This window comes from Halomonas saccharevitans (assembly GCF_032333995.1).
Classification (GTDB): Bacteria; Pseudomonadota; Gammaproteobacteria; order Pseudomonadales; family Halomonadaceae; genus Halomonas; species Halomonas saccharevitans.
On record NZ_JAVXUR010000001.1, the window covers coordinates 410,383 to 429,186 of the forward strand.

Genomic DNA, 18,804 nt, shown 5'->3' on the forward strand with positions numbered 1-18,804 from the left:
CACCGCCTTCGGGCGGTGTCTTTTTTGTTAAGCTGATTCGACAGACATTCCGACCACCGGAGAGAGACGATGCCACATCTCGACGACGCCACACGCACCGAACTCGAAGCGGCCGCGTTTCGCCGCCTGCTGCGCCACCTGGACGAGCACAAGGAGGTCCAGAACATTGACCTGATGATCCTCGCCGACTTCTGCCGCAATTGCCTCTCCAAGTGGATGGTGGCCGCCGCCAACGAGCGTGGCGTTGAGCTGGATTACGACGGCGCCCGGGAGCACGTCTACGGCATGCCCTATGACGAGTGGAAGGCAAAATATCAGCAGGAGGCCACCCCCGAGCAGCAGGCGGCCTTCGCGGCGCGCCAGGCCGCCAAGCAGGAGGCGCCCAGCGAATGAGCGAATCGATGATCCCCCTCAGTGTGGCGGTGCTGACCGTCTCCGACACCCGTAACGAGCAGACCGACCGCAGCGGTCAGGCCCTAGTCGAGCGTCTGACGGCCGCCGGACATCGGCTGCATGAGAAGCGCATCGTGCCCGATGACGTCTATCGCATCCGCGCCGTGGTGGCTGGCTGGATCGCCGACGACGAGGTGCAGGTGATCCTGACCACCGGCGGCACCGGCTTCACCGGGCGCGACTCCACGCCCGAGGCGGTCTCGGTGCTGCTCGACAAGCAGATCGAGGGCTTCGGCGAGCTGTTTCGCCACCTCTCCTGGCAGGAGATCGGCAGTTCCACCGTGCAGAGCCGCTGCCTCGGCGGGCTGGCCAACGCCACCGTGGTGTTCTGCCTGCCCGGCTCCACCGGCGCCTGTCGTACCGGCTGGGACGGCATCCTGGCGGAACAGCTCGATAGCCGTCACAAGCCGTGTAACTTTGCCAATCTCGTCATCCCCGAGCGGGGTCAGCATGGATAAGCTGAGCCCCGTCGAGACGGCCCTGGCGGCGCTGCTCGAGGACGTCACCTACACACCCGCCGAGACCATCCCTTGCGACGAGGCGGCGGGCCGCGTGCTCGCCGAGGCGATCGAGGCGCGCCTCGACGTGCCTGCCTTCGACAACAGCGCCATGGACGGCTATGCCTTGCATCACGACGATGCGGGTCAGCAGCTGCCCATCGCCCAGCGCATTGCCGCAGGCTCGGTGGCGACGCCGCTGGCGCGGGGCACCTGCGCACGCATCTTCACCGGCGGCGCGCTCCCCCCGGGTGCCGACTGCGTGGTGATGCAGGAGCGCGTGAGACACGAGGATGACATTGCGGCTATCCCGGCGGATCTCCCGGCGGGCGACAACGTCCGCCGTCGCGGCCGTGACGTGGCGGTTGGCGCGCCCCTGCTGCCCGCCGGTGAACGGCTGGAGGCGGCGGCCCTGGGACATCTCGCCGGCCAGGGCATCACCGAGGTGGTGGTGCGGCGCCGGCCTCGGGTGGCGCTGCTCTCCACCGGCGACGAGATCGTCGATCCGGGCACGGAGCTTTCCGACGGACAGATCTACAACTCCAACCGTCCGATGCTCAAACGCCTGCTGGAGCGCTTCGGCGCCGAGCTGGTGCGGGTGGCCTCGGTGCCGGACGATGCCGCGGGCACACGCGATACCCTCGCCGCGGCGGCCTTGGAGGCCGACCTGGTAATCAGTACCGGGGGGGTGAGCGTCGGCGATGAAGATCACGTCAAGGCGGCGCTCGAATCGCTGGGACAGCTGGATCTGTGGCGCTTGGCGATTCGCCCGGGCAAGCCCCTGGCGCTGGGGCGCCTGCCGGGACCAGCGGGCCGGGACGTGCGCTTCGTCGGCCTGCCCGGCAATCCGGTGTCCTGTTTCGTCGGCGCCTGGCTCTTCCTGCGCCCCTTGATGGGGGCCCTGCAGGCCTGCCCTGCCCTGGCAGAGCTGCCCCGGCTCCCGGCGCGCGCCGACTTCGCCACGCAAACCGGTCCGCGCCGCCACTACATGCGCGTTACTTTGGAGCTGGGTAACGACGGCATCGTGGCTCGGGCGTTTCGCGACCAGAACTCGGGGGTGCTGTCATCGTGCATCGGCGCCGATGCCCTGGCGGTGATCCCCGCGGAGACCCGTATCGAGCCGGGCGATCGCCTCGACTGCCTGTGGCTCAGGGTCGATTGAGAACCGATTGGAGCGAGGGTCGAGCGAGGATCAATCAAGAACCGCACGAGCCCGGCCTCAGGCCGGCACGCCGAGCTCGTCATTGACGGCCGACCACAGCCTTTCGAAATCGCGCGCGAGGCGGACGTAGTCCGCCTCGAGCCAGGGCACCAGCTCGGCCAGGCGATTCGGGCCGGAGAGCCGCCCCCCGATGCCTTCGATGGCACGACAGGTGAAATCGAAGTCGGCGTAGCGGTTGAGCCAGTCCTGCTCCACCAGCACGGGCACCATCCCCGCCAGCCGGCCCGGGGCGGGAGCGGTTGACAGTAGCCGGTAGCAGCGAACAGTCAACCGGCGTCGCTCGTCGCCTCCGAGCGTGCGAGCCGCAAAGTGGTCCCAGACCAGATCCAGGGCGATACCGGCGAATCGACGCTGCGGCCACGGTGTGCGCGCCAGGACGTCGGCGACCACCGGGTGACCATCGACGAAGGCGTCCACCCGGCGATGATGGCGGATGCCGGCCGCCGTTGCCGTCGGCCAGGCCGAGAGGTCGATGCCCTTGACGCCGTCGGCGATCAGGTTGCCATACAGGAAGTCGTCACCGCCGCCGCGGGCGAGCCAACCATGGGCGAGAAAGTTCACGGTTCGCCGATCATAGACAGTGGGTGGGCTTTGGCAGCCCGGCCAGGCGAGCCGCCACCTTGGCGGGGCTACCGGGGAAGAGTCGCATCAGGTGGATCGAACGGCCCTTCTCGGGCCCCAAGACCTTGCCCACCGCCTTGACCAGGGGTCGCATGGCAGGGGCCATCTCGTAGCGTGCATAGAAGTCGCGTAGCACGTTTAGCACTTCCCAGTGCTCCTCGGTCAGCTCGATGCCCTCCTCGCGAGCCAAGGCGTCGGCGACCTCGGGCGACCAATGCGTCATGTCGATTAGATAGCCCTCAGGGTCCAGGGCATATTGATTGTCATTCAAGAATAGATAACGGTATATTTCTGTAGAGGCCATCAGTACCAGCTCACCGTCCGTTCGGCTTCCTCGGTCAGGGTAACGAAGCCATCCACATCGACCACCTGCACGCTTTCCGCGCAGCGTCCCAACAGCCCGCGGGCCTCCAGGTCTTCCCTGAGGGCGAAGAGTCGCCCCTCGATCTTCGCGTAGTAGCGCACCAGCTGGGGCAGCGCCCCTTGAACGCCGTCCTCGATCAGCAGCAGGACATCGTCTGGCCCCATAGCGCTCAGGGCCTGCTCATAGACCCGACTGTTCGCCGGGGAACGGTTCACCACATGCAACAGCATCCAGGTTCTCCTCGCGACTCGGGCTAAAAGGTCAACACCAGGCGGTGGGCAGACAGTGCCTCTGAGATAGCCGCGGCCGGCACGGGCGTCACGTCGAGCATCAACTCGTCGGCCGAGAGACCGAGCGCCGAGAGCGTCTCTGCGTCCACCAGCAGGGTCTCGATATCATACATCTCCAGCATCGCAAGCGTCGCGGCCGTCCCCTTCTGCTCGAGCGGCCCGGGTCCCTGCCCGGGCATCAACGCCGTGACGCCCTCCCCCATGAACAGCAGTGAAACGCTTTGCCCGAAAGCGGCGGCGACCAGCGCGGCGTCCAGCCCTTCCTTAAGCCAGCTACTCCCGTGAGGCGCGTGGCGCAGGATGACCAGCAGGTCGCGGTGTGGGTCATCGTGTTCGTGCATCATGGCTCCATCACATGCCAGGAATTCAGGGACCGAAGGTCACCAGGCGGTCGCAGCGCGTCCCCAGATCGATCAGCTGGCCGAGCCCGGTGAGCTCGAAGGGCTCCGCCACGCTGATCCCGTCCTTGCCGTGCCGGGCGGCCTCGCTCTCGTCGAGAAGACCGCGACGCAGCGCCGCGGCGATGCAGACCTGTAACGCTACCTCGTGCTCGCGGGACAGGTCTGCCCAGGCATCCACCAAGTGTGGCTCGTCCTGCGGGGGGGCGGCCAGACGGGCGGCATTGTGCACCCCGTCGTGATAGAAGAATACCGCCTCGAGGCGGTGGCCCCGCGCCACCAGGGCACGGGCGAAGCGCAGGGCCGAGTGGCTGGCCTGATGACTGTAGGGAGCGCCCATCAGCAGGATGGCGTAGCGCATGAAGGTCCTCCTGAAACGACCTGGCCCCGCCGGTTGGCGGGGCCAGATGATGCTGATACCGCGCTAGGGTCAGTCCTGGCTCATGATGCCCAGGATCGACAGCAGGCTGATGAACAGGTTGTAGATCGACACGTAGAGCGTGATGGTGGCGAGGATGTAGTTGGTCTCGCCGCTGCGGTGCACAATCTCGCTGGTCTGGTAGAGGATGGCCGCCGAAGAAAACAGCACGAAGCCGGCAGAGACCATCAGCGACAGCGCCGGGATCTGCAAGAAGATACCCGCCAACATGGCAAGGATCAGTACGATGGCACCGGCCATCAGGAAGTTGGCCAGGAAGCTGAAGTCCTTGCGGGTGATCAGCGCCACCGCCGAGAGCCCCACGAAGGTGACGCCGGTCATGCCCAGTGCGGTCATGATCAGCTGAGCACCGTTGGGCAGTGTTAGGTAGGCGCTCAGGATCGGTCCGAGCGTGAAGCCCATGAAGCCGGTGAAGGCGAAAGTGGCGAGCAGCCCCATCGCGGAGTTGGCGGTCTTATGCACCAGGAACATGAGGCCGTAGGCGCCGATGAAGAACACGAAGATGTTCATCCGCTCGATGCCCATGCTCATGGCGGCACCCGCCGTGACGGCGGAGAACAGCAGGGTCATCGCCAACAGGCCGTAAGTGTTGCGCAGGACCTTGCTGGTACCGACCGACTGCGACTGCGTCTGCTGACGTGTCGTCTGCGTCTCTTGATAAGCCATGGATCCGAAGCTCCCTATATGGTTGGTCTAGGCACTAGACTAAGGATGCAGCCAGAATGTTCCCGACGCAAGCGCCCGGCTAGCCAGGGTTCAACGCGTTTTCCGCGGCGGCGGTATCTTCCAGGACCCGCCGCGCCACCCACGCCGCGGAGTCGCAGACCTCCTCTCCGGCGTCTTCGAGGGCCGCCATGTCCATCCAACAGAGCGCCGTGGCATCGTCCGCGGCCGCCTCGATGCCGCCCTGCCACTCCAGCTTGACCACCACGATGACGAAGTGCATGGCAAGCAAACCCTCGCCGTCGTAATCGAAAACGTCGAGAGCGGTCAGGATGCCCCGCGGCTCGGCCAGCACGCCGGTCTCTTCCAGAAGCTCACGGGCCGCAGCCTGCAGAAGGCTCTCCCCCGCTTCGACCTTACCGCCGGGCAGCGCCAGCTTGCCCGCGTTGGGGGAATTGCGTCGCCTGACCATCAGGATGCGCCCACCCCTGACCACCGCGGCCGACACCGCGGGAATGGGACGTACGGGGGTACGGGCTGATCGCTCAGGCATAGAAGTCTCCAGCAATTGTCGTGCTTGCATTGTGCCCCACCCCTGAACCGGGGGCTAACACCCTGATCCAGATAGGCTCTTGACCTGCGAATAAAAACTGGTAGAGTACGCATCCGTAAGCCGGAGGGATGGCAGAGCGGTTGAATGCACCGGTCTTGAAAACCGGCGTAGGTTAATAGCCTACCCAGGGTTCGAATCCCTGTCCCTCCGCCACCTTTCGATGAAAACCAGCCCACCGCGGCTGGTTTTCTTGTTTCAGCGCACAGACCACACTGATGGTGGCGCCGCGGATTGCCCCGCAACGATCTCGTCGTGCCCGGGCGCGAAACATGAGACCCTTCCTCGCTGTCCACCTCGGGGCACCACTGGGAAACGCCCGGCTGCATCACCCCGCACTCTTGCGCCGCAAGGCTGCCACCCAACAAAGGCCCATCTCGCCATGGCACTGAAGGCAACGATTCATCGGGTACAGCTGCAGGTCGCCGACATGGACCGGCACTACTACGCCGATCATGCCCTGACCGTGGCGCAACATCCCTCGGAAACCGACGAGCGCATGATGGTCAGGCTGCTGGCGTTTGCACTGAACGCCGACGAGGCGCTGGCCTTCGGTCGCGGCGTGAGCACCGACGACGAGCCCGACCTGTGGCGCAAGGATCTCACCGGGGAGATCGAACAGTGGATCCAGCTCGGCCAACCCGACGGGAAGAGCATCCGGCGCGCCTGCGGTCGAGCAGGCGAGGTCGTCCTCTACACCTACAGCGGCCATGGCGCCGAGCTCTGGTGGAACGCACTGGCCGGCAAGCTCTCGATCCTCGACAACCTGACGGTGGTCGCCATCGCGCCGGAGACGGTGCAGACGCTTTCCGGCATGGCGGCGAAGACCATAACCCTGAGCGCCACCCTTCAGGACGACACGGTATGGCTCGCCGACGGCGAGCAGGCCGTCGAGGTCACCCTCGAGGTGCTAAAGGCGGCGACCCGGCAGGCGTGAGCGGCCAAGTCCGCTTCTCGCCCCTCCCCGTCGACCCTGATCTTCTTGAACGCATCCATCAGGCTGCGCTCATTGGAGGCGCAGCCTAACGCTTAATAGAGACGCAGACCCACTCGCGTCACACGATTGCCCTCCATCGCGCTGACGACCCAATGGATGCCGTGCCAGTCCACGTCGTCGCCGACCACGGGATGCCCGCCGACCCGCAGCGAGACGAACTCCGCCAGGGTCATGTCCTGCTCGCCGGGGCTCAGGGTGAGGCCGTAGGCATCGGCGATGTCACGCATGAAGGCGTCGCCGTCGAAGGTAAAAGTGCCGAAGAAGGCACGCTCGCGCTTGAGCTTGGCGTCCCCATTGAACAGGCGGTTCAGCCCCGGCAGATCATCGGTGCGGCCGATCACGCAGATCACGTCGCCCAGCCGCAGCCGGGTGCTGCCCTTGGGGTGCAGCATGGCATGCTCGCGGAAAAGCGCCGAGATCAGCGCCCCAGAGGGGAAACGCAGCAGCCGGATCGGCACGTCCTCGAGGTCGGCATTCTCCACCTCGTAGACGAACATCTCATAGTCGTTCTCCGGGAGAATACCCAGCGAGCCACGACGGTTGGGCGTGACGGTGGGCGGCAATTCCACCTTCATGCGACGCGCCATCCACGGCAGCGAGCCGCCCTGGATCAGCAGCGACAGCAGCACCACCGCGAAGGCGACATTGAAGTAGAGCGAGGCATTCTCCACCCCGCCGATCACCGGGAAGATCGCCAGCACGATGGGCACCGCCCCGCGCAGGCCCACCCAGGCGATGAAGCCGATCTCCCGCCAGCGGAACTTGAAGAAGGGCTTGACGACGATCAGCACCGCCAGCGGCCGGGCGACGAAGATCAGCGCCAGGGCCACGAGTAGCGCCGGCAGCGCGAAGTCCATCATCTCGCTGGGCGTGACCAGCAGGCCCAGCACCAGGAAGAGACCGATCTGGGAAAGCCAGGCCAAACCGTCATGCACCGGCAGGATGAAGGCAAGGTGGCGCCCGGGGCGGTTGCCGATCATCAGGCCGGCCAGGTAGATGGCCAGGAAGCCGCTGCCACCCAAGGCGCTGGTCAGGCCGAAGACACAGAAACCGAGGCCCAGGGCCAGCAGCGAATAGAGGCCCGGCGCCAGATCCAGCCAGCTCAAGAGCCGCGCACTCAGCCAACCGACGCCGAGCCCGATGAGGATCCCCAGCCCGAACTGCTGCACCAGGAAGAGCAGGGTCTCGCCCACCCCACCGATATCGCCGACCAGCACCTCCACCAGCATCAGGGTCAGGAAGATCGCCATGGGGTCGTTGGTGCCCGACTCGATCTCCAGGGTGGCGCCGACCCGCTCGTTGAGGTTGACGCCGCGCCCACTGAGCATCGAGAACACCGCGGCGGCATCGGTGGAGCCCACGATGGCGCCCACCAGGAGCCCCTGCACCAGGCTCAGGTCGAAGACCCACATGGCGAACACGCCGACCAGCCCGCCGGTGATGAAGACCCCGAAGGTGGCCAGGGAGAGCGCCGGGCGAAAGCCGACGCGAAAGGTCTTGAGACGGGTGCGCAGGCCGCCGTCGAGCAGGATCATGGCCAGCGCCAGGTGGCCGATCGAAAAGGCCAGGGAGTAGTCGTCGAACTGAATGCCGAGCAGACCCTCCTCGCCGGCCAGCATCCCTAGCCCCAGGAAGATCAGCAGCAGCGGTACGCCGGCCATCGAGGAGAGTCGGCTGGCGAGGATGCTCAGGGCCAGCAGGAAGCCACTAAGCAGGAACAGACTGTTGATCGAATCCATGGCCGCCTGCCTTGGCTGCGAAAACGCAAAGTATCGCATGTCACGGCCAGCGCGGCGATTTTCGTTGGCGCCCGCGACTGGCCGTGGTCGACCGCCAGCGGTTAAGCTTGCGCGGCACCGTTGACCGGGTAACGCGCATGGCAGGAGCCCTTTCTATGATTCCCCCCGTTTATCGTCGCTGGCCGATCGCCCTGCTGGCAATCATCTGCCTGCTGCCGACCGGACCGGCAGCGGCCGATGCCGCGGCGGCCGATGCCGAACCGCGGAAGGGCTATCCACCGCTGAACACCGAGGTCATGGTGCTGGATCTCGAGGCCCTGGCCGATGAGGCGGCGCGAGAGATCGCGGAGCAACAGGCGATCCGGCAGCGCTATCAGGAGGCGCCGAGGGGACCGGCGGTCGATACGCCCTCCCGCCCCAGCGTGCCGGCCATCGCCCTGCGCCCGGCGGAGCCCATCGAGCCGCCCCCCGTCACACCGCTCAGCGTGATGCTGGACTGGACCCCCAGTCCGCGGCATGCCGCGCTGATCGTCGCCCGGGAGCGAGGCCTGTTCGCCAGCCACGGGCTGGAAGTGGCCCTCTCGACCCCCGCCGACCCGGACGTGCCCATCAAGCTGCTGGCGGCGTCGCGTATCGATCTCGCCCTAGCGCGCCAGCCGCTGCTGCATCTGGGAGTGGATCGCGGGCTGCCTCTGGTACGGGTCGCCACCCTGGTCGCCATGCCGCTGAGCGCGCTGGTGGTGCGCGAGGATAGCGACATCACCGCGGCGGTCGATCTGGCCGGCTCGCGGATCGGCCATGCCGACGCCGACAGCCGCGATGTGCTGCTGGCGGCCCTGCTGCACGAGGCCAGCGTGCGCGACGACGAGGTCGAGACCGAGGAGCTGCACTTCCGCCTCGGCGATGCGCTGCGCGAGGGGCGCGTGGAAGGGGTGATCGGCGCCATGCGCCACCTTCTGCCGCGCCAGCTAGCCGATGAAGGCCTCGCGACCCGCGTGCTGACCAGCGAAGCCCTAGGGATCCCGCTGCACGACGGCCTGATACTGCTGGCCAATCGCGATCGCCTCGCCGCGCAGCGCGAGGCGATCGGCCGGCTGATCGAGGCGCTGGAGGAAGCCTCGGTCTGGATCGCCAACCACCCGGAGGAGGCGTGGACGCTGATCGCCAGCGCCGAGCCAGGCATCGACACCCCGGTCAACCGTGAGGCTTGGCAGCAGATTCGTCCGCGCCTGAGCCTCAGCCCCGCTGCCCTGGACCAGGGGCGCTATCGTCGCTTCGAGGAGTACCTGCTCGAGGCCGACATCCTGGGAGAACGCCATCCGGTCTCCCGGCTGGCCGTCGATCCCGGGGCAATCTCTCGCTAAGTGCTCCTCCAAATGCTCCGCTGACTCCCCCCGTCAGCCCTCCAGGGCCTCCAGAAAGCCATTGACCGCCGCCTGAAAGGCCGCCGGCTGCTCGGCATGCAGCCAGTGGCCTGCCTCGAGTGTCTGGATCTCGGCGCTTGGCAGCACCGCGTGAAGCGCCGGGAGCATCTCGTCGGTCACGTAGCGCGACTGCGCGCCGCGCAGCACCAGAGTGGGCCCCTCATAGGCGCCCTCGCCCGCCGGCGCCCCCATGATCGTCTCGTAGTCGTCCTGAATCTCGTCCAGGCCGATACGCGGCCTCAGGATGCCCGCGTCATCGCGTTCGAGGTTGGTGGCGAGGAACAGGCGCACCGCGGGCTCCTCGACGTGCTCGGCGAGGAGCGCATCGGCCTCGCGCCGGTTGGTCGGCGAGCCCGCCTCGACGCGGCGCAGGGCGGCGAAGACGCTGTCGTGGTCATGCCCGTAGGCCACCGGGGCGATATCGGCGACGATCAGCGAGGCCACCCGCTCAGGCGCAAGCCGGGCCAGGCTGATCACTACCTTGCCGCCCATGGAGTGCCCCAGCAGATGGGCGCGCTCGACATCGAGGCGATCGAGCAGGGCCAGCAGGTCCTCGGCCATGGCGTCGTAGCCCATCCCGGCCACGTGCGGCGAGCGCCCGTGGTTACGCAGGTCCACGGTGATCACCCGATGGCGCCGCTGCCACTGCCTGGCATGGGAGCGCCAGTTATCGGCGCTGCCCAGCAGGCCGTGAATGACCACCAGCGGCGTCTCGTCGCCGCCGGTATCGAGGAAATGAAGGTCGGTGGGCATAAAAGCCTCCTTGCCTAGAGGGTGTCGAGTATCGGGTGCCGGGGTATCCGGTGTCAGAACATCAGGAAGACGCGCGCGCCTCATCCGGCATCACGTCGTCGCTTCCCGTCACCGCCACCAGCCGACGGCTGAGCCAGGCCAGCAGCACGCCGTATAGCGGCAGAAAGAACGCCAGGCTGATAGCAAGCTTGATCACGTAGTCGACCCAGGCGATCTCCGGCCAGTTGGCGGCCATGAAGGGATCGGGGCTGCGGTGGAAGGCGATGGAGAAGAACGCGAAGGTATCGGCAAGGTTACCAAGCACCGTGGAGACGGCCGGCGCCACCCACCAGGCCTTGAGGGCACGCAGCCGGTCGAAGACCTGCACGTCCAAGAGCTGCCCCAGCACATAGGCCATGAAGCTCGCCAGGGCGATGCGGGCGACGAACAGGTTCCACTCGCCCAGCGCCTCGAGGCCGGCAAACCCGCCACGGGGAAAGACCACGGATACCACATAGGAGATCACCAGCGCCGGTAGCATCACGCGCAGGATGATCGCCCGGGCCGGCTCCTTGCCGAACAGGCGCACGGTGAGATCGGTGGCCAGGAAGATGAAGGGGAAGCTGAAAGCGCCCCAGGTGGTATGAAAGCCCCACAGGGTGAACGGCAGCTGCACCAGATAGTTGCTGGCGGCAATGACCAGAATATGGAAGGCGACCAGCAGCGCCAGGCAGCGCCGGGTCTGGGTTTCGGACAGCACGAACATCACGGCATCCTTTTTTGGGGAGGGGTGAGGGAACCCTCGTGGATCGGCACTCGCGCGTGGCGAGAATGGGCCGCGCATTATACGACCTGGCCGCCACCCTGGCCATGCAAGGGCCCGGCCCACATGAGAACGCCGCCCTCCAGGGGCGGCGTCGTGGCAGCACAGCGACATCGCGCGGCGATCACACCTGGCGGGCCTCCTCGGCGGCGCCGACCGCACGCTCCTTCATCGCCTCATGGACGTCCTGCAGGCTCGCCGGGTCGTCGATGGTCGAGGGCACGCCGAACTCCTGGCCGTCGGCGATGTTACGCAGCAGCTTGCGCAGGATCTTGCCGGAGCGGGTCTTGGGCAGCCGGTCGACTACCAGCACCTGCTTGAAACAGGCGATAGGGCCGATCTTCTCGCGCACCAGGCCGATCAGCTCGTTCTCCAGCGTCACCTCATCCCCTTCGAAGCCATCCTTGGGGATCACCAGCCCCACCGGCAGCTGTCCCTTGAGGGCATCGTGAATGCCGATCACCGCGCACTCGGCCACCGCGGGGTGGGCACCCACGACCTCCTCCATCTCACCGGTCGAGAGGCGATGGCCGGCGATGTTAATGACGTCATCGGTGCGCCCCATGATGAACAGGTAGCCGTCCTCGTCGAAGTAGCCGCCGTCGCCGGTGAGGTAATAGCCGGGAAACGCGGCCATGTAGGCACTGTGAAAGCGCTTCGGATCGCGCCACACGCCGGCCAGGCAGCCGGGTGGCAGTGGCTGCTTGATCACCACGCTGCCCTGCTCCATGGCACCGGAGGGCTCGCCCTCCCGGTCGAGGATCTGCACGTCGAAACCAGGGACCGGCACGGTAGCGCTGCCGGCCTTGGTGGGCATCGGCTCGAGGCCGTGCAGGTTGGCGGCGATGGGCCAGCCGGTCTCGGTCTGCCACCAGTGGTCGATCACCGGCACCGTCAACAGGTCATCGAGCCAGTGGAAGGTCGGCGGATCCAGGCGCTCACCGGCCAGGAACAGCGCCTTGAGGCAGCTGATGTCGTACTGGGCCATCAGCTTGGCGTCAGGATCCTCCTTCTTGATGGCGCGAAAGGCGGTGGGCGCGGTGAAGAAGCTCGCGACCTTGTACTCGCTGATCAGCCGCCAGAAGGCGCCGGCATCCGGTGTCTTCACCGGCTTGCCTTCGTAGACCACGGTGGTGGCGCCGCGCAGCAGCGGCGCATAAACGATGTAGGAGTGACCAACCACCCAGCCCACGTCGGAGGCCGAGAAGAAGACCTCGCCCGGCGCCACGTCGTAGATGGTCTCCATGGAGTAGGCCAGCGCCACGGCGTAGCCACCGGTATCGCGCACCACGCCCTTGGGCTTGCCGGTAGTGCCGGAGGTATAGAGGATGTAGAGCGGATCGCTGCCCTTGACCGGCACGCACTCCGCCGGGGCGGCCCGCTCGACTAGCGCCGACCAGTCATGGTCGATCGCCGTGCCGAGCTCCGCCGTATGCTGCTCCCGCTGCAGGATCACGCAGGCCTCGGGCTTGTAGCTGCTCTGCTCGATGGCGGCATCGATGATCGGCTTATAGGGAAGCACCCGGTCGCCCTCGACGCCGCAGGAGGCGGCGATCACGACTTTCGGCTCGGCGTCCTCGATGCGCACCGCCAGTTCGTGGGGCGCGAAGCCGCCGAATACCACCGAGTGAATGGCCCCCAGGCGCGCGCAGGCGTACATGGCGACCAGGGCCTCGGGCACCATGGGCATGTAGATCACCACCCGGTCACCCTTCTCCACCCCCAGGTCTCGCAGGGCCCCGGCGAAGTGCGCCACCTGGTCGCGCATCTCGGCGTAGGTCAGGGTCCGCTTGCTGTCGGTGACCGGTGAGTCCCAGTAGATGGCCGGCTGATCGCCCCGTCCCTGCTCGACATGATGGTCCAGGGCGGCGTGGCAGATATTGAGCTCACCGTCCACGAACCAGCGGGCGTGATTCGCCTCGTCGTATTCGAGGATCGTAGAGGGCGGGGTGAACCAGGGAATACGCTTGGCCTGTTCGGCCCAGAAGGCCTCAGGTTGATCGATGGAGCGGCGGAACTCGTCGTGATACATGCGCGTCAGCATCCTGTCAGCAATCGAGAAAAGGGCATTGATTGTTGACACTCTAGAACATGCCTCGCCGCAAAACCTCATACTATTGGCTAATCTTCGACAAAAGGACGAGCGCCCTCTCGGTTATTGTCAACAACAAGAACATCAATGCGACAGCGCGGTGTCGATCCGGGATCGTTGATCCGGCGTTGGCCGCCAGGCTGCGCTATAATTGCGAATAAGCTGAATCAGAAAGTCGACGTACGGCCGATCACACCCCCCAGGCGTGGACTCAGGGGATCTTTTTCACCGCGCAGGCGTCCGACCATGGGCGGCGCCGGCAACGCAGGGCACAGATCATGGGCACTACCACCAGAGGTGCGTCAGCACGCCTCCTCGAAGGCGGAGAGGCGGTCATTAACGAGGCCAGTTCCCTACTCAAGGCGATGGCCAACGACAATCGCTTGCGAATTCTCTGTCTGCTGGACGGCACCGAGCTGTCGGTGACCGAGCTGAATCAACGACTGGTGCTCAGCCAGTCGGCGCTGTCGCAGCATCTGGCGATCCTGCGCCGCGAAAACCTCGTCACGACCCGCCGTGAATCACAGACCATCTACTACTCGCTGCAGGGTGAGCGCGCCAGGACGCTCATCGAGGCGCTCGGCAACCTGGCTTTCGACGGCACGCCATAGGCCCCGTCAGCGCTTCTGCCAACGACCGGCGTCGAGCATCTCCAACCCCCGCTCGACGCTACGCTCTACCCCCTGCGAGAGACCAAGCCCCAGGCGATGGGAGAGTGTCGGCTTCTGCTCCAGCTTCAGGCTGATCACCCGGGCCTCACGCATGCGCTCGACCAGATAGGCCTCGCTGGTGCCCAGGCCGTCCACCAGGCCCCGCTCGAGGGCATCGCTGCCATACCAGATCTCGCCGGTAGCCACCGCGTCGATATCCAGTCCCGGGCGACGCTCGGCCACATGGCGCTTGAACAGCTGATGGGTGGTCTCGAGGTCCTCAACGAACTTGTCTCGCCCCTCCTCGGTATTCTCGCCGAAGACGGTGAGGGTGCGCTTGTAGCGCCCGGCCGTGAGCAGCTCGACGTCGATGTCGTGACGCTTGAGCAGGCGATGAAGGTTGGGCAGCTGAGCGACCACCCCGATAGAGCCGATCACCGCGAAGGGCGCGGCACGCAGATGGTCGGCCCCGCAGGCCATCAGGTAGCCGCCGCTCGCCGCCACCTTGTCGACGCAGACCGTAGTGGAGAGTCCCGCCTCGCGCAGCCGATCGAGCTCGGCGGCGGCCAGCCCGTAGCTGTGCACCAGCCCCCCGGCCGACTCCAGGCGCAGCACCGCCTCGTCGCCCGCGCCAGCCACCTCGAGCAGCGCCGAGACCTCCTCGGCCAACCGGCCGGTAGCGCTGGCCTTGATGTCACCGTGAAAGTCGAGCACCCAGACCGTGGGGCGCGCCTCGGCCTCGCCCTTGCCTTTAGCGCCGCTGCGGGCCTGCGCCTTGTCATCGCGGCGAAAGGCCTTCAGCAGGCCCTTGCGGGCGCCCGGCTGGCTGGCCGCCAACTGCATCCGCCGGCGGCGCTGGCGGCGGGTCTGGTTGAGCTCCTCGAGACGCAGCCGAGTGTGCTCTCCCGCCTCGCCCCGCGCCTTCATGTAAAGCGCCGCCGCCAGGCCGACCACCAGGGTCAGGGTCAACAGCTGCGCCACGAACATGCCGAAATCCGTCAGCCACTCGTTCATTGTCATCTCCGCGTCGACGCGCCCCGCTGTTGAGCCTCTCGGAGCCCTTACCCGGGCACCAGGGCGCTTGATTCAAACAGTTGTTTCAAATACGCTGACAGCCGCACACCCCTTGCCCAAGCTCTATCCCAATGCCCAAAGAAGGATCTCCGATGTCCGACGCTACCCTCGACAAGCTCCAGCGCCGCTTCGATGCCGACGCCGCCAGCGGCATGCACGAAGTCTTCCAGTTCCACTTCAGCGACGTCGGCGACCACTACCTGGTGGTGAACGACGGCGAGCTGGAAGTGCACGAGGGCGAGCACGATGATCCCTCGGTCAGCCTGAGCCTGAGCAGCGAGACCCTCAAGGGCGTGATGAGCGGCGAGATCAACGGCATGAGCGCCTTCATGAGCGGCAAGCTCAAGGCGACCGGCAACGTCATGCTGGCCACCAAACTCTCGAGCCTCTTCCCGAGCCGCTGACCCGGCGTCCGTCAGCCGCGGCCCCCGACCTCCTTGAGATGGGTCTCGATCAGCGCCCGCGAGATGGAGTAGAGCGGGGGCAGCTGGGGCAGGCGCCGCGGGCTGAACCAGGCGGCATCGGCAATCTCGACCCCGTCGATGCGGATGCGCCGGCTGGCGGCCTCGGCGAAGAAGCCCAGCATCAGCGAGTGAGGGAAGGGCCAGGGCTGGCTCTTGTAGTAGCTGACCCGCCCCACGGCGAGCCCCACCTCCTCGAAGACCTCGCGACGCACCGCCTCCTCGGCGGCCTCACCCGGCTCGATGAAGCCGGCCAGGGTCGAGTAGCGCCCCGGCGGGTGGCGAGGGCTGCGCGCCAGCAGCAGCGACTCGCCGTGAGTCACCAGGGTGATGATGCAGGGCGAGTTGCGCGGGTAGGTGCGATGGCCGCACGCCTCGCAGTGCATGGCGAACTCGGCGTCCAGTCGCGACGTCGGGGTCCCGCAGCGGCCACAGAAGCGATGGTTCTGTAACCAGGCCGCCACCTGCAGCGAGGTGGCAACCAGCGCGTACCACGACTCCGGCAGCCGAGCGAGCCACTCGCGGGCCTCCGGCCAGTCCTCGCCCGGCTGCTCCTCCAGCGACAGCGCCACGGGCTCCTCCTGCCACCAGCACAGCGGCTGCAGCCGGGCATGCCAGGGCTGGACGGCCTGAAGGGGGCCGTCGTCGATCCCCGGGGCGATGCGCCCACGGGCCAGGCGAATCACGCGCCCGGCCGTGGCCTCGCTGGGCAGTTCCCGACGCAGCATCAGCGACTCCCCTCCTCGCCGACGAGCCCGGCATAAGCGTCCCAGCGGCACTCCCCGGCGGCCTCACGGATGCGCGCCAGCTTGGCGTGGTGGGCGGCCAGCTCGTCCTCGCCGGGGCGCACCACGCGAAGCTGCCCCGGCGTGAGTGACAGCCGGCGAATGGACAGGCCCTGCTGTTCGCTGGAGCCTCCCTCCGAGGCCGCCGAGGCGTCCAGCGACAGCGCGGTCTGGCCGCCGGTCATCGCCAGATAGACGTCGGCGAGGATCTCGGCATCGAGCAGGGCGCCGTGCAGCACACGGTGCCCGTTCTCGATATCGTAGCGCTTGCACAGTGCGTCCAGACTGTTGCGCTGACCGGGGTGGAGGTCGCGCGCCATCTTCAGCGTATCGAGGATCCGGCAATGCTCGGCGACCGGGCCGAGGCGCGGTTCGCCGCGGCGCGCGTTGAGCAGGCCGAGCTCGTGATCGATGAAGCCCACGTCGAAGGGCGCGTTATGGATGACCAGTTCCGCCCCCTCGATGAAGGACCAGAAGGCGTCAGCGACCTCGGCGAACACCGGCTCGTCGGCGACCCGCTCGTTGGTAATGCCGTGGATGCCCACGGCCTCGGCCTCGATGTCGCGCTCGGGATTGATGAACTGATGGTAGGAGTTGCCGGTGAGGCGGCGGTTGACCATCTCCACCGCCCCGATCTCGATCAGGCGGTGGCCGTCACGGGGGTCGATGCCGGTGGTCTCGGTATCCAGGATGATCTGACGCATGGGGTCTCTCGTCGACTCGCGGGTAACAGGGAGTGGAAAAGCCAGGAGTGGGAAACCAAGAATTGGCGCGGCCGCCACGCGGTGACGCGTTTCGGCTAGCCCCGGCGGGCGCCGCGAGTCATTCCTGAGGCTCCTTCTCGCGGCGCACCTCGCGCCGGGTACTGAGCCGAGTGGCGCTGCCGAGGCTCGGTCCCAGCAGGGGGCCCGCCAGCTCGAGCCCCGGCCGCTGTGGCTCGACACGCTGAGTCCGGCGTCGGGCGTGAATCATGTAGCTGTCGCCCAGCGGCAGGTTGTGACGCCGCCCTAAGGTCTCGAGCATGGCGTTGCGCGGCAGGCCACCGGGCAGGTGAAAGCCGCAGTAGTCTACCCGCTCGATCTCGAAGTCGACAAACGTCAGCCAGTCCCCCAGGCGCCCGGGCGTGCGCCAGCGCCCCCGCCCCGGCATGTATTCGCGGCGCCCCGGGAGAGCGCGCGAAAGACCACCGGCACTCAGCGGGTACCAGCCGAAGATGATCAGCCGACCATCATCCGCCGTGACGCGGGCCGCCTCCTGCAGCATGTGGTGAGGATCGGGCACCACCTCCAGCAGATGATGGATCACCACCAGGCTCAGGCTGTCATCGGGCAGCGGCAGGCCATCGGGAGGACAGACCAGGGTGGACTCATGGGCGGCCATCTCGCGGGTCGGTGACCAGCTCAGGGCATGGCGGATCGGGCAGATATCGCTCAGCACGGGCGACATGCCGAGCTCCAGGCTGTGTCGGCCGAACAGGCGCTCGCAGACCGGTCCCAGGCAGGCGCGCTCGGCCCGCCACAGGGCTCGCCCCGCCGGGGAAGCCCAGTAGCGACGGCCGTCCCGTACCAGCTGCGCCAGTCCATGGAGATCCCGCGAATTTGACATAACGCCCTTATCCCTCCAAAGTGCCGTGTTTTGCAAGCCATATCGCAACGAATCGCGGCAGCGTCTGGAACGCCTCCGTCAAGGATCCTGAGCCATGTTGAGCGTGACACCGATCCCCGCCTTTAGCGACAACTATATCTGGCTGCTGCGCCAGGATACGAGCCAGGCAGTCTGCGTGGTGGACCCAGGCGACGCAACGCCGGTCATCGAGTGGTTAGAGCGCGAAGGCCTGGAGCTTGGCGCCGTGCTCATCACCCACCACCATCCGGATCACACCGGCGGCCTGCGCGAACTGATCACGCGTTATTCGCCGCGCGTGATCGGCCCGGACAATCCCGCCATCGACGGCATCGATGAGAGAGTCGGCGACGGTGACGAGGTGCGGGTGATGGGCCGACTGTTCGAGGTGTTCGCCCTGCCCGGCCACACCCTGGATCACATCGGTTTCTTCACGGCGGGCATCCCGCCGCTGCTGTTCAGCGGCGACGTGCTCTTCAGCGGCGGCTGCGGTCGTCTCTTCGAAGGCACGCCCGACCAGATGCACGAGTCGCTGTCGCGCCTGGCGACCCTGCCGGAGGAAACCCTGGTCTTCGCCGCCCACGAGTATACCCAGGCCAACCTGGCTTTCGCTCGCGCCGCCGACCCGGACAACACCGACATCGAAACGGCTCAGGAAGAGTGCCGCCGTGCCCGCGAGCTTGATCGCCCCACCCTGCCGAGCACCCTCAGTCGTGAACGCCGGATCAACCCGTTCCTGCGCTGCGACTCGGCCGGCATCCGCCAGGCCGCCGCCGCCCATGGCGACACCGATACCAGCCTGGCGACCTTTACCACCCTTCGCGCCTGGAAAGACGACTTCTGAACG

At 66.8% G+C, this 18,804-nt stretch carries 23 protein-coding genes and 1 tRNA gene; 9 read left to right on the forward strand and 15 right to left on the reverse strand.

The features are described from left to right. The first annotated feature begins 69 nt into the window (after positions 1-69). From RSO68_RS01895 to RSO68_RS01905, 3 genes are read left to right on the forward strand one after another with little or no spacing between them, the layout of a single operon-like run. Positions 70-393 carry a DUF1244 domain-containing protein gene (locus RSO68_RS01895; protein WP_315585225.1) on the forward strand — a complete coding sequence of 108 codons (324 nt, stop codon included), beginning with the start codon at positions 70-72 and terminating at the stop codon, positions 391-393. Continuing rightward, the gene (moaB, locus tag RSO68_RS01900; protein WP_089848961.1) at positions 390-911 is read left to right on the forward strand and encodes a molybdenum cofactor biosynthesis protein B; all 522 of its coding nucleotides are present in this window, start codon (positions 390-392) and stop codon (positions 909-911) included. The genes RSO68_RS01895 and moaB overlap by 4 nt, the downstream gene beginning before the upstream one ends. After that, complete coding sequence (locus RSO68_RS01905) at positions 904-2,112, forward strand: molybdopterin molybdotransferase MoeA (RefSeq protein WP_315585226.1); 1,209 nt, start codon at positions 904-906, stop codon at positions 2,110-2,112. The genes moaB and RSO68_RS01905 overlap by 8 nt, the downstream gene beginning before the upstream one ends. 57 nt (positions 2,113-2,169) lie before the next feature. Here the strand turns inward: RSO68_RS01905 and RSO68_RS01910 are convergent, their stop codons facing one another. The 7 genes from RSO68_RS01910 to RSO68_RS01940 all read right to left on the reverse strand — a co-directional run bounded on the left by RSO68_RS01910 (position 2,170) and on the right by RSO68_RS01940 (position 5,500). Then, positions 2,170-2,733 (reverse strand): acyl carrier protein phosphodiesterase, encoded by a 564-nt coding sequence (locus tag RSO68_RS01910; RefSeq protein WP_315585227.1) that lies wholly within the window; start codon positions 2,731-2,733, stop codon positions 2,170-2,172. A 10-nt stretch (positions 2,734-2,743) separates the two neighbouring features. Further along, a complete protein-coding gene (locus tag RSO68_RS01915; protein WP_315585228.1) occupies positions 2,744-3,097 on the reverse strand; it encodes a TusE/DsrC/DsvC family sulfur relay protein in 354 nt (117 codons plus the stop codon). Next, the gene (tusB, locus tag RSO68_RS01920; protein WP_089848970.1) at positions 3,097-3,387 is read right to left on the reverse strand and encodes a sulfurtransferase complex subunit TusB; all 291 of its coding nucleotides are present in this window, start codon (positions 3,385-3,387) and stop codon (positions 3,097-3,099) included. Before tusB ends, RSO68_RS01915 begins: the two co-directional genes overlap by 1 nt. Positions 3,388-3,410: 23 nt before the next feature. After that, entirely contained in the window at positions 3,411-3,791 is a 381-nt protein-coding gene (tusC, locus tag RSO68_RS01925; RefSeq protein ID WP_390882373.1) for a sulfurtransferase complex subunit TusC, read from the reverse strand. A 22-nt stretch (positions 3,792-3,813) separates the two neighbouring features. Next, positions 3,814-4,206, reverse strand: coding sequence for a sulfurtransferase complex subunit TusD (gene tusD / locus RSO68_RS01930; RefSeq protein WP_315585229.1), 393 nt, complete (start codon positions 4,204-4,206; stop codon positions 3,814-3,816). A 69-nt stretch (positions 4,207-4,275) separates the two neighbouring features. After that, the gene (locus RSO68_RS01935; protein WP_089848976.1) at positions 4,276-4,950 is read right to left on the reverse strand and encodes a Bax inhibitor-1/YccA family protein; all 675 of its coding nucleotides are present in this window, start codon (positions 4,948-4,950) and stop codon (positions 4,276-4,278) included. Positions 4,951-5,029: 79 nt separating this feature from the next. Next, the gene (locus tag RSO68_RS01940; RefSeq protein WP_315585230.1) at positions 5,030-5,500 is read right to left on the reverse strand and encodes an NUDIX hydrolase; all 471 of its coding nucleotides are present in this window, start codon (positions 5,498-5,500) and stop codon (positions 5,030-5,032) included. A 122-nt stretch (positions 5,501-5,622) separates the two neighbouring features. Here RSO68_RS01940 and RSO68_RS01945 point away from each other — a divergent pair. Together RSO68_RS01945 and RSO68_RS01950 are read left to right on the forward strand one after the other, a co-directional pair. Then, positions 5,623-5,713, forward strand: a tRNA-Ser gene (locus tag RSO68_RS01945). Between the two features lie 226 nt (positions 5,714-5,939). Further along, complete coding sequence (locus RSO68_RS01950) at positions 5,940-6,494, forward strand: YaeQ family protein (RefSeq protein WP_315585231.1); 555 nt, start codon at positions 5,940-5,942, stop codon at positions 6,492-6,494. A 92-nt stretch (positions 6,495-6,586) separates the two neighbouring features. On the opposite strand, the gene RSO68_RS01955 is transcribed toward RSO68_RS01950, so the two are convergent. Continuing rightward, the gene (locus RSO68_RS01955) at positions 6,587-8,293 is read right to left on the reverse strand and encodes a potassium/proton antiporter (protein ID WP_089848994.1); all 1,707 of its coding nucleotides are present in this window, start codon (positions 8,291-8,293) and stop codon (positions 6,587-6,589) included. Positions 8,294-8,448: 155 nt separating this feature from the next. Between RSO68_RS01955 and RSO68_RS01960 the strand changes: the two genes are divergently transcribed. Next, on the forward strand, positions 8,449-9,657 hold the full coding sequence (locus RSO68_RS01960; protein ID WP_315585232.1) for an ABC transporter substrate-binding protein: 1,209 nt from the start codon (positions 8,449-8,451) through the stop codon (positions 9,655-9,657). Positions 9,658-9,690: 33 nt separating this feature from the next. Here RSO68_RS01960 and RSO68_RS01965 read toward each other — a convergent pair whose 3' ends face one another. The 3 genes from RSO68_RS01965 to RSO68_RS01975 form a co-directional block, all read right to left on the reverse strand. Next, positions 9,691-10,470, reverse strand: coding sequence for an alpha/beta fold hydrolase (locus RSO68_RS01965; RefSeq protein WP_089848996.1), 780 nt, complete (start codon positions 10,468-10,470; stop codon positions 9,691-9,693). 61 nt (positions 10,471-10,531) lie between these two features. After that, the gene (locus tag RSO68_RS01970) at positions 10,532-11,215 is read right to left on the reverse strand and encodes a 7-cyano-7-deazaguanine/7-aminomethyl-7-deazaguanine transporter (RefSeq protein WP_089848998.1); all 684 of its coding nucleotides are present in this window, start codon (positions 11,213-11,215) and stop codon (positions 10,532-10,534) included. Between the two features lie 181 nt (positions 11,216-11,396). Next, positions 11,397-13,316 carry a propionyl-CoA synthetase gene (locus tag RSO68_RS01975; protein WP_315585233.1) on the reverse strand — a complete coding sequence of 640 codons (1,920 nt, stop codon included), beginning with the start codon at positions 13,314-13,316 and terminating at the stop codon, positions 11,397-11,399. A gap of 326 nt (positions 13,317-13,642) precedes the next feature. Here RSO68_RS01975 and RSO68_RS01980 point away from each other — a divergent pair, with 326 nt between their 5' ends. Further along, the gene (locus RSO68_RS01980) at positions 13,643-13,975 is read left to right on the forward strand and encodes an ArsR/SmtB family transcription factor (protein WP_089849002.1); all 333 of its coding nucleotides are present in this window, start codon (positions 13,643-13,645) and stop codon (positions 13,973-13,975) included. A 6-nt stretch (positions 13,976-13,981) separates the two neighbouring features. Here RSO68_RS01980 and sohB read toward each other — a convergent pair whose 3' ends face one another. Then, the gene (gene sohB, locus RSO68_RS01985; protein ID WP_315585234.1) at positions 13,982-15,028 is read right to left on the reverse strand and encodes a protease SohB; all 1,047 of its coding nucleotides are present in this window, start codon (positions 15,026-15,028) and stop codon (positions 13,982-13,984) included. A 152-nt stretch (positions 15,029-15,180) separates the two neighbouring features. Between sohB and RSO68_RS01990 the strand changes: the two genes are divergently transcribed. Next, positions 15,181-15,492 carry an SCP2 sterol-binding domain-containing protein gene (locus tag RSO68_RS01990; RefSeq protein ID WP_315585235.1) on the forward strand — a complete coding sequence of 104 codons (312 nt, stop codon included), beginning with the start codon at positions 15,181-15,183 and terminating at the stop codon, positions 15,490-15,492. An 11-nt stretch (positions 15,493-15,503) separates the two neighbouring features. On the opposite strand, the gene nudC is transcribed toward RSO68_RS01990, so the two are convergent. The 3 genes from nudC to RSO68_RS02005 form a co-directional block, all read right to left on the reverse strand. Continuing rightward, a complete protein-coding gene (nudC, locus tag RSO68_RS01995; RefSeq protein WP_315585236.1) occupies positions 15,504-16,277 on the reverse strand; it encodes an NAD(+) diphosphatase in 774 nt (257 codons plus the stop codon). Next, positions 16,277-17,038, reverse strand: a complete 762-nt coding sequence (dnaQ, locus tag RSO68_RS02000; protein WP_315585237.1) for a DNA polymerase III subunit epsilon — start codon at positions 17,036-17,038, stop codon at positions 16,277-16,279. The genes nudC and dnaQ overlap by 1 nt, the downstream gene beginning before the upstream one ends. A gap of 118 nt (positions 17,039-17,156) precedes the next feature. After that, the gene (locus tag RSO68_RS02005) at positions 17,157-17,939 is read right to left on the reverse strand and encodes a methyltransferase domain-containing protein (protein ID WP_315585238.1); all 783 of its coding nucleotides are present in this window, start codon (positions 17,937-17,939) and stop codon (positions 17,157-17,159) included. 94 nt (positions 17,940-18,033) lie between these two features. On the opposite strand from RSO68_RS02005, the gene gloB reads away from it, so the two are divergent. Then, positions 18,034-18,801, forward strand: coding sequence for a hydroxyacylglutathione hydrolase (gene gloB, locus RSO68_RS02010; RefSeq protein ID WP_315585239.1), 768 nt, complete (start codon positions 18,034-18,036; stop codon positions 18,799-18,801). Positions 18,802-18,804 lie beyond the last annotated feature (3 nt).

Excerpts from the sequence above, each read along its gene's own strand:
- tusC (WP_390882373.1), bottom strand. The coding sequence starts at position 3,791 with ATGATGCACGAACACGATGACCCACACCGCGACCTGCTGGTCATCCTG.
- tusB (WP_089848970.1), bottom strand. The coding sequence starts at position 3,387 with ATGCTGTTGCATGTGGTGAACCGTTCCCCGGCGAACAGTCGGGTCTAT.
- moaB (WP_089848961.1), top strand. The coding sequence starts at position 390 with ATGAGCGAATCGATGATCCCCCTCAGTGTGGCGGTGCTGACCGTCTCC.
- RSO68_RS01955 (WP_089848994.1), bottom strand. The coding sequence starts at position 8,293 with ATGGATTCGATCAACAGTCTGTTCCTGCTTAGTGGCTTCCTGCTGGCC.
- RSO68_RS01970 (WP_089848998.1), bottom strand. The coding sequence starts at position 11,215 with ATGTTCGTGCTGTCCGAAACCCAGACCCGGCGCTGCCTGGCGCTGCTG.
- RSO68_RS01935 (WP_089848976.1), bottom strand. The coding sequence starts at position 4,950 with ATGGCTTATCAAGAGACGCAGACGACACGTCAGCAGACGCAGTCGCAG.
- RSO68_RS02005 (WP_315585238.1), bottom strand. The coding sequence starts at position 17,939 with ATGTCAAATTCGCGGGATCTCCATGGACTGGCGCAGCTGGTACGGGAC.
- sohB (WP_315585234.1), bottom strand. The coding sequence starts at position 15,028 with ATGAACGAGTGGCTGACGGATTTCGGCATGTTCGTGGCGCAGCTGTTG.
- RSO68_RS01965 (WP_089848996.1), bottom strand. The coding sequence starts at position 10,470 with ATGCCCACCGACCTTCATTTCCTCGATACCGGCGGCGACGAGACGCCG.
- tusD (WP_315585229.1), bottom strand. The coding sequence starts at position 4,206 with ATGCGCTACGCCATCCTGCTGATGGGCGCTCCCTACAGTCATCAGGCC.
- nudC (WP_315585236.1), bottom strand. The coding sequence starts at position 16,277 with ATGCTGCGTCGGGAACTGCCCAGCGAGGCCACGGCCGGGCGCGTGATT.
- RSO68_RS01915 (WP_315585228.1), bottom strand. The coding sequence starts at position 3,097 with ATGGCCTCTACAGAAATATACCGTTATCTATTCTTGAATGACAATCAA.
- RSO68_RS01940 (WP_315585230.1), bottom strand. The coding sequence starts at position 5,500 with ATGCCTGAGCGATCAGCCCGTACCCCCGTACGTCCCATTCCCGCGGTG.
- dnaQ (WP_315585237.1), bottom strand. The coding sequence starts at position 17,038 with ATGCGTCAGATCATCCTGGATACCGAGACCACCGGCATCGACCCCCGT.
- RSO68_RS01980 (WP_089849002.1), top strand. The coding sequence starts at position 13,643 with ATGGGCACTACCACCAGAGGTGCGTCAGCACGCCTCCTCGAAGGCGGA.
- RSO68_RS01950 (WP_315585231.1), top strand. The coding sequence starts at position 5,940 with ATGGCACTGAAGGCAACGATTCATCGGGTACAGCTGCAGGTCGCCGAC.
- RSO68_RS01990 (WP_315585235.1), top strand. The coding sequence starts at position 15,181 with ATGTCCGACGCTACCCTCGACAAGCTCCAGCGCCGCTTCGATGCCGAC.
- RSO68_RS01905 (WP_315585226.1), top strand. The coding sequence starts at position 904 with ATGGATAAGCTGAGCCCCGTCGAGACGGCCCTGGCGGCGCTGCTCGAG.
- RSO68_RS01895 (WP_315585225.1), top strand. The coding sequence starts at position 70 with ATGCCACATCTCGACGACGCCACACGCACCGAACTCGAAGCGGCCGCG.
- RSO68_RS01960 (WP_315585232.1), top strand. The coding sequence starts at position 8,449 with ATGATTCCCCCCGTTTATCGTCGCTGGCCGATCGCCCTGCTGGCAATC.
- RSO68_RS01975 (WP_315585233.1), bottom strand. The coding sequence starts at position 13,316 with ATGCTGACGCGCATGTATCACGACGAGTTCCGCCGCTCCATCGATCAA.
- gloB (WP_315585239.1), top strand. The coding sequence starts at position 18,034 with ATGTTGAGCGTGACACCGATCCCCGCCTTTAGCGACAACTATATCTGG.